We start from the raw sequence: 12,251 nt of genomic DNA, 5'->3' as shown, positions 1-12,251 counted from the left end.
CGCCACCTTCATCCTGCTCCGGCACGGCGAGACGGCCCTCACCCCCGAGAAACGGTTCTCGGGGAGCGGCGGCAGCGACCCCGAGCTCTCGGAGACCGGCCGGCACCAGGCCGCCTGCGCGGCGGAGGCGTTCGCCGCCCGGGGCACCGTCCAGGAGATCGTCAGCTCCCCGCTGCGCCGCTGCCGGGAGACGGCGTCCGCCGTGGCCGAACGGCTCGGCCTGGAGGTCCGCATCGACGAAGGCCTGCGCGAGACGGACTTCGGTGCCTGGGAGGGCCTCACCTTCGCCGAGGTGAGGGAGCGCCACGCCTGTGACCTCACGGCCTGGCTGGCGTCCCCCGACGCGGCGCCCACGGGCGGAGGGGAGAGCTTCGCCGAGGTGGCGGAACGGGTCTCGGCGGCCCGCGACCGGCTGGTCGCCCGCTACGCGGGCCGCACGGTGCTCCTGGTCACCCACGTCACCCCGATCAAGACCCTGGTCCGGCTCGCGCTGGGTGCCCCGCCGGAGTCGCTGTTCCGCATGGAGCTCTCACCCGCCTCGGTCTCGACGGTGGCGTACTACGCGGACGGAAACCCCTCGCTCAGGCTCCTCAACGACACCTCGCACCTGCGTTAGCGGCGCTTTTGCCCGGCGCCCGCCGGGTTCAGTGGTGCCCCAGCGCCGAGGCCTCGGCCGCCAGCCGCTCCACGCGCGCCCAGTCCCTGGCCGCCACCGCGTCACCGGGCACCATCCAACTCCCGCCCACACAGCCGACGTTGGGAAGGGCCAGGTACGACGGTGCCGAGGCGAGCGAGACGCCGCCCGTCGGGCAGAACCGGGCCTGGGGGAGGGGGGAGGCCAGAGCCTTCAGGTAGGCGGTGCCGCCCGCGGCCTCGGCGGGGAAGAACTTCATCTCGGTGATCCCGCGCTCCAGCAGCGCCACCACCTCGGAAGTGGTCGAGACGCCCGGCAGGAACGGCAAGCCCGAGGCCTTCATCGCGTCCAGCAGGACGTCCGTCCAGCCGGGGCTGACCAGGAAGCGCGCTCCGGCCGTGACGGTCTCCGTCACGTGCGCCGGGGAGATCACCGTGCCCGCGCCGACCACGGCGTCGGGAACCTCCGACGCGATCGCCCGGATCGCGTCGAGGGCGGCGGCCGTCCGCAGGGTGACCTCGATCGCGGGCAGCCCGCCCGCGACGAGCGCACGGGCCAGGGGCACCGCGTCGGCCGCGTCATCGATCACGACGACGGGGACGACGGGGGCGAGATCGATGACGGAGGCGGACACGGCGGCGGGCGCGGAGGAGGTCATGCGTTCATCCTGCCGCGAGAACGGCACACCGCGCAACGCGCGTTGCGCGGTGTGCAACGCCTCTGTGGTCAGTGGATCTCGGTGACCACCACATCGAGCGCCCACGGCCGTCCGGCCCGGGCGGGAGCCTGCGCCTCCACGACGTAGCCGAGATCGCGAAGCACCTCCACCAGCTCCGCCGGCCCCTTCGGCCCGGCCCCGGCCAGCAGCAGGTCCCGGACCATCCGGCCCTTCGTCGCCTTGTTGAAGTGGCTGACCACGGACCGCTTCTCCACTCCGTCCACCACCTGGGACTGGAGCACCCGCACGCTCGCCGTGCGCTCCGCGACCCCGCCCACGGGCTTCCACGCCCCGGCGTACGCGGACGAGCGCAGGTCCAGGACCAGCCCGTCCCCGGCCGCCTCCGGCATGACCGACGCCATCGGGGCACGCCAGTGCGCGTTCAGCGCACCCAGGCCCGGCAGCTTCACCCCCATCGAGCAGCGGTACGAGGGAATCCGGTCGCCCACCCGCACCGCACCCCACAGCCCGGAGAAGACCAGCAGGGACTTCCCGGCCCGCCGCTTGGCCGCAGCGTCCAGGGAAGCCAGGCCGAGGGCGTCGTAAAGCACCCCGGTGTAGATCTCCCCGGCGGGCCGGGTGCCGACGGTGCGCAGCTCCGCGTTCTTGGCGATCTCGCCCCGCAGCCCTTCGCTCAGGCCGAGCACCTCACGGGCCTTCTCCTCGTCCGCCAGGCACAGCTCGACCAGCTCGTCGAGGACCGCGGCCCGGGCGTCGGCGAGGCCCGGCAGGGACAGGGACTCCGGCTTCAGCGGTGCTCCGCGCCCCGAAGCGGCCTTACCTTCGGAGGGTGGCAACAGCACGAGCACGGAGGTCTCCTTCATACGGGGCGCAAGGGCCCCGCGCGGGTGGGAGCCCCCGGGCAAGGGTACGGGCCGACGCCCGGCCGGGTCCCGCCCGGCAGGTCGGCCCCCCCCACCGCCCGGTCCGCGCCCGGCCCGCGCCTGGGCGCCCTCACCGTCCGGTCTGAGCCCGGGCGCCAGGCCCCGTCGGACGACCCCGGCCGCCCGGACCCCCGGCGACCGGCTTGTCCGCATCTCGTACGATCACGTCCTCGGTTACGGACCGCGTACCGACCCCGTATCCAGGGAAGGTCTCATACGTGAGTGACCTCGCCACCGCCCCGGCCGCCGGCAGGCCCCGGCAGATCATCGCCGCCGCACGCGTCCTGCTGGAGGCGGAGGGCCCCGAAGCGCTCACCATGCGACGGCTGGCCGGCCGGGTGGGTGTCAAGGCGCCGTCCCTCTACAAGCACTTCCCGGACAAGTCGTCCGTGGTGGCGGTGCTGGCCGCCGAGATGCTCCGGGAGACCGCCGGGGTCCTGAACGCCGCCGAGGCGGCGGCCCCGGGCTCCTTCTCCGCGCTCGCCACCGCGTACCGCGCCTACGCCCTGGCCCACCCGCACCTCTACCTCCTGACCATGGGGCACGCCCACCCCGCCGCGGGAGCGGCCGACGCCGCAGCCCCGCTGCTCCGGGCCGCCGGGGGCGACGAGGACCGGGCCCGGGCGGCCTGGGCCTTCGCCCACGGAATGGTGGTGCTGGAGCTCAACGGCCGCTTTCCCCCGGGCGCCGACCTCTCGCAGGCTTGGGAGGCGGGCATCGCGGCCTTCAGCCCCGGCCCCGCCGGGTAGCATGGTCACCACGGCAGACGAGCCGGACGGACGGCCGCGTGAGGATCCCCGGATTCTCCCGAGGAACGTCCGGGCTCCACAGGGCAGGGTGATGGCTAACGGCCACCCGGGGTGACCCGCGGGACAGTGCCACAGAAAACAGACCGCCGGAGACCTCGGTCCCCGGTAAGGGTGAAACGGTGGTGTAAGAGACCACCAGCGCTTGAGGCGACTCAGGCGGCTAGGTAAACCCCACCCGGAGCAAGGTCAAGAGGGGGCACCCCGGTGCTCCTGCGCGAACGACCGAGGGCTGCCCGCCCGAGTTCGCGGGTAGACCGCACGAGACCGGTAGCAATGCCGGTCCTAGATGGATGGCCGTCTCCCCGGCCGCCGCGAGGCGACCGGGCGACAGAACCCGGCGTACAGTCCGACTCGTCTGCCGCCTCAGGCTTCTGACCTGCGATATCGCAGGTCAGGGGCCTTTTCTCGTGGAATCGCGGGTGCCGCCTCACCCCGTTCCGTACCGAATCTCACCGCTACGAAGGTAGCCACGCTGGGCGGCTTGGCGTGGGCGCGGGCGGGGGTCTGTGTCAGGCCGCCTGCGAGTTCGCGCAGGCGTTGGCCGTGATCGGGCAGTTACGTTCCCGGGCCGGCTCGGTCCACGACTTCCGCACCGGACATGCAGCAGTCCCACTCCTGACCGTGGGGAGCATGCAGAGCTACCCGTGAGCGGTTGTTGACATACACCAACCGGCCGCAGCGCGGCTCCGGACATCGGAGCGTGGCGACATTGCCCGACCAGGCATCCCGCCCTACCCGGTGTACGGGCCCCAGGTCCTGTGGGCTAGGGGTGATCAGGATGACGCGGCTCATGCACCCCCCTGGGCGCCCGTGCTGATGTTGATCCGGTCTGTCACGGCTCCTGTCCGGCGGCAAGGCTTTCCGGGTCCACCACGGTCACGCCGCGCAGCTTTCGGTGCGAGCGCTGCGCGATCAGCCCTGGGTACCGGGGCTTGTTGTAGCTGGAGTACACGTCTGCTTCTGCCTCGATCCACCCCTCGAAGTCGCCTTTCACCCGGTAGAGGTTGCCGGACACCCCGCACACGACCGACTTGCGGACGAGCAGGAGGACCGGCTCCACGTCGTCCCGGAGCACCGGGCAGTGCCGCAGTGACAAGGCAGCGCACGTCGGGCACACGGGTGGCATGTCGGTGCGGAGGCGGTCCAGACGCATCGGTGGTTCGTCAGGGCGCTGCCACTCGATGAACAACGTCCCCGCTTCCCTGAGGGCCGGCTCGGCGCATACCTGGCACAACAGGTTCTCCATGCACTCACGCTGCCGGGCGGGGTGCATGGAGTGATACAGCACCCGCCCGCCTTCACCGGCGCTGCTCATGCGCACCCACAGGTTGCCGTGCGCGTCCCGGTCGTCCGGGCCGGGGTACTGATAGGCGATGCGAGGCTTTCCGTTCGGCGGCACCTCTACGCACAGATCGATTTCGAGGGGGCCCTGATCGGTGCTCCGGGCGGCAACACAGGGGATCGGGACACGCACGGCTGGTCTCTCCAGAAGAGGTCGGACGGGGTCAGTGGGGCAGGCGAGGGATCAGCGGGCGTCACGGATCGCGGTCACCAACAGGACGATCAGGGTTGCGAGGGCGGCGAAGTACATCAGCTCGCCGGTCCGTTCCCGGCTCACGCCCGTCCCTCCGCGAGGAAGCTCTCCACCCGGCGGGCCAGGTCGATGTCGACCTCGACCAGTGGCACCCAGGTCTGCGGGGCACTGTCCGGGAACCGGCACAGACCGGAATGTGTTCGGAACAGGAACCGGATCACGACCCGCGTGCGGTCACCGTCCTCCGGTGCGGCGCGGGCGGGAAAGAGCTGGATCGGGTCCTCACAGCCCGGCTGCAACCACGGTTCCTCCACGCCCGCTGCACGGGCAAGCGTCTCCGCAGCCTCTCGCAAGGTGTCGTACTCCTCCAGCCCGGTTTCGGGAAGGACGAAGCGGGACGCCTGGCGGAGCATGAGCAGCCTGTGCTGCTCGTCCACGATCACAGGGCTGACCTTGAGGATCGGGCACGTCCCCATGTGGACACAGGCGCCAGCCCGCTGATGCTGCGCGAGCGTCAACCACAGGGGTGAGAGCGTCAGAGATTCCCCAGGACAGCGATGGACATACGCGCTCACCGTCCGCGCCAACTCCGGTGTGCCGATCACCTGTGCCCCCTGCCGGGAAAGCTGAGCCACCGCTGAGCGGCGAGCATCGCAGGGCCACTCGGCACCCGGTACGTCCCACTGGGCTGCTCCGGACGGGACTCGGCCGGTAAGGCATCTCCCTCCGCACCCTCATTCTCCTGCCGTGCCTCGTACTGGCTGATGTGCCGCCGGAGCACCCGACCCAGGGCCCGCATGTACGTGTACGTGGAAAAGGTCGGGTCCTGGCGACCGGGGACCCGCAGCAGGAGAGCCCGAATCTCTCGACGCTGTTCGCCGGCCTCGGTCTCGTCCTCGGGCAGCCCCGCCTCGAAAAAGGCTTCGAGCTGCTCCAGGAGCAGATCGATCTGCTCCTCTATGACCGGACGAGTGGTCGTGCCGAGTTGGAGGGAAAGCGCATCGTTGGCGATGCGCGTCGCGGCCTCGGGGTTCAGAGGCGCCTCTCGCGTCTCGTTCGGGGTGTGCGTCATAACTGTCTCCTGTGTCTGATCTGTGCGAGGGAGCACAGGTCAGAGGGGTTGAGCGCGGTTGACGAACTCGCTTACGCCGGGTCGCAGACAGGTATGACAAGACGTCAATAGGCCGCCTGCAACGTGGCGTTGGGACGATTCACGGAATCTCTCGATGAGTGCAACGATGGCTCATGAGAAACGTTGCGGGCAACCCCACTAATGAGAAACGTTGCCGACGGGCCGATTGGCATATGACGACACCGAGGCGCCCGGTACCCTGCGGGGCCAGGGAGGTGGCCATGGTCGAAGCGCGACCGAACGTGCACCGCAGGAGGTTCGGCTCAGCACTGCGATCGCTGCGCAGTGCCGCCGGTTTCAGCATGGAGGAGGCCGCGGAACGCCTCGGCCTATCCGGCAAGCCTGCGCTCAGCAAGATCGAGAATGGCAAGCAGCGGGTCAGCGGTCTCGGCCTGACGGCGTTCTTCCAGGTGTACGGCGTCGAGTCCGAGGAGACCAGGAAGAAGGTCAAGGACATGGCGTCCTTGGCGGCCTCGGGCAAGCGGACCAATCTGCTGGACGAGTACAAGGAGGCGATCCGGAGCCCCGAGTTCGAGGAGTACCTCCACCTTGAGGCATTGGCGTCCGAGGCCGAGTCGTTCCTTCACGTCGTGCCCGGCCTTCTCCAAACTGCCGAGTACGCCACGGCGGTCGTGGAGAAGAGTCACAAGTGGCGTTCGAAGCGTGAGGTAGCGCACTTCGTTGACCTGCGGCTCGCTCGCCAGGCGAAGGCGTTGGAGCGGGAGAAGCCCATCAAGCTTCACTGCATCCTCGATGAGGCGGCGTTACGTCGAGTGGTTGGGACCAAAGCCGTGATGAAAGGCCAGCTCGAACGACTCCTCGAAGTGGCGGAGGGGGCCAGCAACGTCGTCATACAGGTACTTCCGTTCGACGTGGGCCCGCACGCAGGTATTGACGGTCCTTTCCAGCTTCTACACTTCCCAATGGGGCCACCTGTCTGTGTCGTGGAGACGCTGACAACGTCCCTCTATCTGGAGGAAGACGGCGACGTCGGCCGCTACATGACAGCGCTGGAACTCCTCGGCAAGCAAGCCCTTGACGGGCAGGCATCGCTCCGCTTCATCCACTCTTTGATCAAGGACAGCTACACATGAACAAGAAGGTCGATCTCACCAACGCCGTCTGGGCCAAGAGCGAGATGTCCAACGGTGGCGACAACTGCCTTGAGGTTGCGTTCGTTGATGGGGTCGTGGCGCTGCGGGACTCCGTGGATGTCGGCGACCCGGACGCCAAGGTTCTCATCGTTTCGCGCACCGACTACGACTTCTTCACGCAGAGCGTCCGCGCCGGGCAAAGCAACCTTCTGCCGTAACAACGCTCTCCTACGAAACGAGCAAACGCCCCCCGACCGTGAGGCCGGGGGGCGTCGTTCATGCTGCGGTCAGTTCGTCGTATCCGTCGAGGCGCTCGCCTCAGGACAACCAGCCGCGAGCTTGCCCACACCCCTCTCCAGCCGGTACCGGACCCCTCGGTCCGTCACTCCGCACTCGGCGGCTATCTCCCCGTCAGGCCGGTCCAGCCCGTACCGCAGGAACAGGGCCCGCCTCTCGCCCTCCGGCAGATCGCACTTCGCCCAGGCTTGGCGGATGTCCGCGAGGTGCGCGAACAGAGTGCCGGCCGTTCTCGGGTCCACCGGCCCGCGCGGCACATCGGCATCCGGGGCCTGCGGATTCCTGATGCCGTACGCGGCTTCCGGAGACCGGACGGCGGGAAGCAGATGCCCGACGAACCTGCGCTCGTACCCGCTCACAGGAGTTCCCTCTCCGCGCTGTTGAGCGACGCTTCGCAGGACAGGTGCCGGGACTGGTGCCGCAGCTCCGTCAGCCACCGGTTCCGGAGCTGCTGACACAGCCGCCGCGGGCGGCTGAAGGAACGTACGCGGCCCGTCCGTGCCGGACGCAATCCTGCCTCTGCTGTGTTCCACGTGGACCGACTTGCTGAAAGAGATCCATGGGCCGTCGAAGCACGGCCGGTTCTTCCGACCGGTCCCTGAGCCGGGGCGGTCCGGGCGGTCCCGGACAGTCCTGGCACGGCATCGGTGAGTGCCCGGCTTCCGGACGAGACGCTTCGAACGCATGGTCCTGGTTCGTGCCGACGACGTCACCCACCGGGCTCGGCCGGGGGCCGGTTCAGCGCATGGGCCCCGCCGCGGCGCAGACCCGCCCGCCGATATCGGTCGTCCCGTCAGGGCCGGGGGCTGCCATGATCTGCGACCCGCTGCCCTGGGTGACCGTGAGGGCCCGCCCCAGCCGGTCGGCGAGCAGGAGCGCTGCCGCGCCGGTGGCCTCGTCCTCATCGATCCCGTCGCCACGGCCTGGGAACCCCCGGGCCCGGACCCGTCCGGCGGTCTCGTCCTGCCATGCCCAGGCGTATGTCCACTCTCCCGGTTCCGGCACCGGCAGCGCGTCGACCTCCTGCGCGCTGCCGTACTGCCGCAGCGTGCGCGGCGGAACCCACTCGGCCCGTGCCCTGATCCACGTACAGCCGTCGGCGCGGCGGGCGAGGACGCTCCCCACGGGGAGGTCCAGCCTCTCCAGACCGAGGAGCCAGGCCACGCCGACGAGGGGATACCCGGCGAACGGGAGCCGCGCCCCCGGCGTATAGATGTCCACGGTGCCGCGGTCCGCGTCGTCGATGAACACCGTCTCGCTGAGCCCCAGTCGCCGGGCGAGAGCCAGCCTGGACTCCTCGTCGGGAAAGGCGCGGCCCTCGCGCACCACGCCCAGGACATTGCCGTGGTCGCCGTTCGGGTCGCAGAAGACGCGAAGGAAATGGATGTCAGGGGTCACCCGAGCATTCAAGCAGGTCACCGTCTTCCGTCTCCGGGCTTCGTCGCGGGCCGTCTGACGGTGGAAGAAGGCATCTTCACCGGTATCTCCGTCGGCGCGGCCTCGGCGACGGCGCTGTGCGTCGCACAGACCGCGCCGGAGGGATCGGTGCTCCTCGCGATGCTGCCGGACACGGGCGAGCGCTATGTGTCCACGTTCCTGTTCGACGGGATGAACCAGAGTTCGCACGACGAGGACCCGGCGGCGGGCCAGGGGGAGGACCGCTTCCCGGAAAGCGAAGCGGTGAGGGCCGGGGCGGACGCCGGCCGCGAGGGGACCCGGGACCGCGAGGCCTTCCACCGCACCGGAAGCGGCCGGCGGACGGCCCGGCCCGGTGATTTCACGGATTCCTTCCTTCCGGGCACCCGCTTCAATCGACGTGAGCCGGTCCCGGGACGGACTCCGGTGATCGCAAGCAGGTACCACCCGTGCAACCGACAACGGTGCGCCGGCGCAGCCGGCCGACGCGATCGGAAGGGATTCATCCATGTCTCGCACCAGAGGGCGCCTGCGGGCGCTCGGCGCCGTGGCCGCCGGCGTCATGGCCGCCACCGCCACCGGTATGACGGCAGTCCCCGCCTCCGCAGCCACCGCGGTCTACAGCGAGGACTTCTCCGACGGACTCGGCACCTTCACCGCCTCCGGTTCCGTCAGGACCGGAAGCTACGGTGCCCGGCTGAGCGGGTCGGTGAGCTCCGGCCCGTCCATGGTGTCCGCGCCCGTCGATCTGACCGGGCACAGCGACGTGACGCTGTCCTACACCCGGACGGTCTCAGGACTGGACCTCGGCGAGGCCTTCACCGTGGCCTACTCGGTCGACGGGGCCGCGTTCACCGCACTGGAATCGGCGCGCACCGCCACGGGCGCGGTGTCATTCCCCCTGCCGGCCTCGGTCGACGGCGGTGACCTGCGGTTACGGTTCTCGCTGAACGCCAACAGCCTCCTGGAGACGCTGACCCTCGACGACGTGGTCGTCGAAGCCGAGAGCGACGGAGGCCCGACCGATCCCCCGGCCGGGTCCCTGCCTCCGGTGGACGACGTCACCGAGCCCGGGCCGTACGCGGTGACCGTCGACGAGTCCGCCGGCCCCGGCGACGACGGATGGCTGGTCCGTCCGACGGACGCCGGCCGGGACGGCGTGGACCACCCGGTCTTCGTGTGGGGCCCGGGCGCGGGATCCGGCCCCGCCGACTACGAGGACATGCTGCGCCAGTGGGCCTCGCACGGGTTCGTCGTCTACAGCGAGGTCTCGTCCAGCAGCGGCGACTACATGGTCGACGCCCTCGACTGGCTGGAGGACCAGAACACCAGCCCGAGCAGCCCGCTGTACACGGACCTCGACCTGTCCGAAGTGGCCTTCGGCGGCCACTCCCGGGGGTCGATCGGCACGTTCGACGTGGCCGACGAGCAGCGGCTGGAGACCACCGTCCATGTGGCCGGCGGCTCCTTCGACGGCAACGGCCCCGACAGCCTCCGCAATCCGGCCCTCTACATCGGCGGTGACGAGGACTTCGCCACCGCGAACATGGAACGCGACTACACCAACACCGATGTGCCGGTGTGGTTCAACATCCTCGACGGCACCGACCACATCCTCGCCACCCGCAACGGCCGGCACATCATCACCTCCTGGCTCCGATGGCACCTGGCCGACGAGGAGTTCCGGCGCGCGCAGGACTTCCTGAGCCCCGGCTGCGCCTTCTGCGGCCTCGGCGAAGTCACGTACAAGAACTGGTGAGACCCCGGCAGGAGGGCGCCCTCCCCGGTGGTCCCGTCGCCGCATGACGGCGGCGACGGGGCCGCCCACGCCGTACGCGCTCCCTCCACGCGTGTGACCCCCCTTGCCTCGTCGAGCTGTGGCCGGGGCAACGGTGTGCGGGGGCGGGATGTGCTCCCTGCCCCTCCTCACGCCCCGGCGGGCCGGAGGGGAGAGCGGCCCCCGGCCGGCTCCGCGCGCGTACGCCCTCGGCTCAGACGTCGCCCAGGTCGGTGCTGAGCCAGCGCTGGGGACGCATGTGGATGACCACCTGTTCGCCGTGGTTCTTCCACGCGAAGTCGACATAGGAGTCGACCTTCCCGGCCGGCAGGTAACGCGCCGCGATCTCCACGAGCTGTTCGCGGGTCGCGGGGAGCGTCGCGACGACAGGGCCCTCGACGGAGACATAGCGGACGGTCGGCGAGAGACGGTCGATCATGATGCTGAAGCGGCCCGCCCTGGCGATGGAGGTCCCCTTGCGGGAGTCGCGCCCGGTCATGATCCACAGGTCGCCGCCGGGCGCGTACTGGTACCAGATCGGCACGGTGAGCGGGGCCCGCCCCTCCTCGCCGGCGTCCACGGCCAGCGCGGCGACATGGGGTTCGGCCAGGAACTGTTCACGCTCTTCGCGGGTCAAAGCCATAGCGGACTCCTCGGACGAGTGGTCGGCACTGCCTCAAGGCCGCATTATGCAACGTTCCCTCCGGCGCGGCAGCCGAGGCGTACGCCGTCCCGTCCCGTCCGGTCCACGGCCGGCTCCGGGCGGGGTCAGATGACCGGCGGGCGGCCCAGACGCGTCATCCGCCACACCGTGCGCCAGCGCATCGGCTTGCGGACGCCGCACTCGGTGCGCACCCCCTCGGCGAAGCCCGCCGCCCAGGCGCGCAGACCGGAGGCCGAGCGGGTACGGGCGACGGTGAGCAGGATCCAGGTGCCGAGGTAGACGGGGACCAGGAGGGCGGGCAGGTGGCGGCGGGCCAGCCAGACGCGGTTGCGGGCCGTCATGCGGTAGTAGACCGCGTGCCGGGCGGGGGACGTCCTGGGGTGCTGGAGCAGCAGGTCCGGCTCGTAGAGGATCTTCCACTGCGCGTCGAGGGCCCGCCAGGAGAGGTCGGTCTCCTCGTGCGTGAAGAAGAACTCGGCGGGCCAGAGGCCGGTCTCGGCGAGCATCCTCATCGAGAGCGCGTGGCCGCCGCCGAGGAACGCGGTGACCGGTCCGCGGCGCATCGGGTCCTTGGCGCGCAGACGCGGGACGTGCCGGCGCTGGGTCACACCGTGTTCGTCGGCGATGCGGAAGCCGACGACACCGAGGCGGGGATCGGCGGCGTACAGCGACCGGACCGTGCGGAAGACGTCCTTGTCGACCAGGAGGCCGTCGTCGTCCAGCTCGATCACCACGTCCACGTCACCGAAGCCGGCGAGTGCTTCCAGGGCCTTGTTGCGGCCACCGGGACAGCCGAGGTTCTCATCGAGTTCGAGCACGCTCACGCCGCCCGCGAGGTCCGTCAGGCCGGGGAAGGAGCCGTAGTCGGGAAGCGGTGAGCCGTTGCCCACGACGACCACGCGGGAGGGCCGTACGTCCTGCATGGCCACCGACGCCAGCAGTGCCTCGACCTGCTGCGGGCGGTCTCCCATGGTCACGATGGACACACCGATGCGTGGTTCGGACAAGGCTCGGTTCTCCTGAAGGTTCCGGCGGCTGCGGACCCGCTGGTGCGCAGCGGTGCCCGCGATCGTAACGTCTCGTGTTCAGCCGCCGGTGGGTGCCCGGCCACCGGGGGGCCGGTCGCCGTTCAGCCGGGCGTACATCAGCATGTCGCGGCGCCGCCCCCCGATCTCCTGCCAGCCGCGCAGCAGACCCTCGCGCCGGTAGCCGGCGCTCTCGGCCGTGCGCAGCGACGCCGTGTTCCACGGCTCGACGAGGAGCTGGACCCGGGGGATGCGCAGCTCGTGCAG

General features: G+C 70.4%; 14 protein-coding genes, 1 other RNA gene and 1 pseudogene. 6 read left to right on the top strand and 10 right to left on the bottom strand.

Features of this window, described 5'->3' with window-relative positions; genetic code table 11:
- On the top strand, nt 1–616 hold a 616-nt coding region (locus VN520_RS18590), incomplete at its 5' end, for a histidine phosphatase family protein (protein WP_325748042.1).
- Nucleotides 617–644: 28 nt separating this feature from the next.
- On the opposite strand, the gene eda is transcribed toward VN520_RS18590, so the two are convergent.
- Together eda and yaaA are read right to left on the bottom strand one after the other, a co-directional pair.
- Complete coding sequence (eda, locus tag VN520_RS18585; protein ID WP_325748041.1) at nt 645–1,292, bottom strand: bifunctional 4-hydroxy-2-oxoglutarate aldolase/2-dehydro-3-deoxy-phosphogluconate aldolase; 648 nt, start codon at nt 1,290–1,292, stop codon at nt 645–647.
- Between the two features lie 68 nt (nt 1,293–1,360).
- Nucleotides 1,361–2,161, bottom strand: coding sequence for a peroxide stress protein YaaA (yaaA, locus tag VN520_RS18580; protein ID WP_325748040.1), 801 nt, complete (start codon nt 2,159–2,161; stop codon nt 1,361–1,363).
- 293 nt (nt 2,162–2,454) lie between these two features.
- On the opposite strand from yaaA, the gene VN520_RS18575 reads away from it, so the two are divergent.
- The gene (locus VN520_RS18575; protein WP_325748039.1) at nt 2,455–2,985 is read left to right on the top strand and encodes a TetR/AcrR family transcriptional regulator; all 531 of its coding nucleotides are present in this window, start codon (nt 2,455–2,457) and stop codon (nt 2,983–2,985) included.
- A gap of 18 nt (nt 2,986–3,003) precedes the next feature.
- Nucleotides 3,004–3,403: RNase P RNA component class A (gene rnpB / locus VN520_RS18570), an RNA gene on the top strand.
- A 474-nt stretch (nt 3,404–3,877) separates the two neighbouring features.
- On the opposite strand, the gene VN520_RS18565 is transcribed toward rnpB, so the two are convergent.
- The 3 genes from VN520_RS18565 to VN520_RS18555 form a co-directional block, all read right to left on the bottom strand.
- On the bottom strand, nt 3,878–4,519 hold the full coding sequence (locus VN520_RS18565; protein ID WP_325748038.1) for a hypothetical protein: 642 nt from the start codon (nt 4,517–4,519) through the stop codon (nt 3,878–3,880).
- A gap of 140 nt (nt 4,520–4,659) precedes the next feature.
- Nucleotides 4,660–5,055, bottom strand: a complete 396-nt coding sequence (locus VN520_RS18560) for a hypothetical protein (protein ID WP_325748037.1) — start codon at nt 5,053–5,055, stop codon at nt 4,660–4,662.
- Between the two features lie 125 nt (nt 5,056–5,180).
- Nucleotides 5,181–5,651 carry a hypothetical protein gene (locus tag VN520_RS18555; RefSeq protein ID WP_325748036.1) on the bottom strand — a complete coding sequence of 157 codons (471 nt, stop codon included), beginning with the start codon at nt 5,649–5,651 and terminating at the stop codon, nt 5,181–5,183.
- 281 nt (nt 5,652–5,932) lie between these two features.
- Here VN520_RS18555 and VN520_RS18550 point away from each other — a divergent pair, with 281 nt between their 5' ends.
- Nucleotides 5,933–6,805 (top strand): helix-turn-helix transcriptional regulator, encoded by an 873-nt coding sequence (locus tag VN520_RS18550; protein ID WP_325748035.1) that lies wholly within the window; start codon nt 5,933–5,935, stop codon nt 6,803–6,805.
- Nucleotides 6,802–7,023, top strand: a complete 222-nt coding sequence (locus VN520_RS18545) for a DUF397 domain-containing protein (RefSeq protein ID WP_325748034.1) — start codon at nt 6,802–6,804, stop codon at nt 7,021–7,023. Before VN520_RS18550 ends, VN520_RS18545 begins: the two co-directional genes overlap by 4 nt.
- A gap of 69 nt (nt 7,024–7,092) precedes the next feature.
- On the opposite strand, the gene VN520_RS18540 is transcribed toward VN520_RS18545, so the two are convergent.
- Both VN520_RS18540 and VN520_RS18535 read right to left on the bottom strand, forming a co-directional pair.
- Nucleotides 7,093–7,461, bottom strand: a complete 369-nt coding sequence (locus VN520_RS18540) for a sigma-70 region 4 domain-containing protein (RefSeq protein WP_325748033.1) — start codon at nt 7,459–7,461, stop codon at nt 7,093–7,095.
- A gap of 379 nt (nt 7,462–7,840) precedes the next feature.
- Nucleotides 7,841–8,500 (bottom strand): PhzF family phenazine biosynthesis protein, encoded by a 660-nt coding sequence (locus VN520_RS18535; protein ID WP_325748032.1) that lies wholly within the window; start codon nt 8,498–8,500, stop codon nt 7,841–7,843.
- 526 nt (nt 8,501–9,026) lie between these two features.
- On the opposite strand from VN520_RS18535, the gene VN520_RS18530 reads away from it, so the two are divergent.
- Nucleotides 9,027–10,277, top strand: coding sequence for a hypothetical protein (locus VN520_RS18530; protein WP_325748031.1), 1,251 nt, complete (start codon nt 9,027–9,029; stop codon nt 10,275–10,277).
- A 232-nt stretch (nt 10,278–10,509) separates the two neighbouring features.
- Here VN520_RS18530 and VN520_RS18525 read toward each other — a convergent pair whose 3' ends face one another.
- The 3 genes and pseudogenes from VN520_RS18525 to VN520_RS18515 form a co-directional block, all read right to left on the bottom strand.
- On the bottom strand, nt 10,510–10,938 hold the full coding sequence (locus VN520_RS18525; RefSeq protein WP_325748030.1) for a pyridoxamine 5'-phosphate oxidase family protein: 429 nt from the start codon (nt 10,936–10,938) through the stop codon (nt 10,510–10,512).
- 125 nt (nt 10,939–11,063) lie between these two features.
- Entirely contained in the window at nt 11,064–11,966 is a 903-nt protein-coding gene (locus VN520_RS18520) for a glycosyltransferase family 2 protein (protein ID WP_325748029.1), read from the bottom strand.
- Between the two features lie 78 nt (nt 11,967–12,044).
- Nucleotides 12,045–12,251 (bottom strand): annotated as a pseudogene (locus VN520_RS18515) (GNAT family protein); the annotation flags it as partial.

The organism is Streptomyces sp. (genome assembly GCF_035563135.1).
Classification (GTDB): domain Bacteria; phylum Actinomycetota; class Actinomycetes; order Streptomycetales; family Streptomycetaceae; genus Streptomyces.
The sequence above is the reverse complement of the archived record's forward strand: the minus strand, read 5'-3'. Positions and strand labels throughout refer to the sequence as shown.

What these genes read in the sequence shown, in the direction of transcription:
- eda (WP_325748041.1), bottom strand. Translation starts at nt 1,292, where the DNA reads ATGACCTCCTCCGCGCCCGCCGCCGTGTCCGCCTCCGTCATCGATCTC.
- VN520_RS18560 (WP_325748037.1), bottom strand. Translation starts at nt 5,055, where the DNA reads ATGGGGACGTGCCCGATCCTCAAGGTCAGCCCTGTGATCGTGGACGAG.
- VN520_RS18555 (WP_325748036.1), bottom strand. Translation starts at nt 5,651, where the DNA reads ATGACGCACACCCCGAACGAGACGCGAGAGGCGCCTCTGAACCCCGAG.
- VN520_RS18550 (WP_325748035.1), top strand. Translation starts at nt 5,933, where the DNA reads ATGGTCGAAGCGCGACCGAACGTGCACCGCAGGAGGTTCGGCTCAGCA.
- VN520_RS18545 (WP_325748034.1), top strand. Translation starts at nt 6,802, where the DNA reads ATGAACAAGAAGGTCGATCTCACCAACGCCGTCTGGGCCAAGAGCGAG.
- VN520_RS18530 (WP_325748031.1), top strand. Translation starts at nt 9,027, where the DNA reads ATGTCTCGCACCAGAGGGCGCCTGCGGGCGCTCGGCGCCGTGGCCGCC.
- VN520_RS18525 (WP_325748030.1), bottom strand. Translation starts at nt 10,938, where the DNA reads ATGGCTTTGACCCGCGAAGAGCGTGAACAGTTCCTGGCCGAACCCCAT.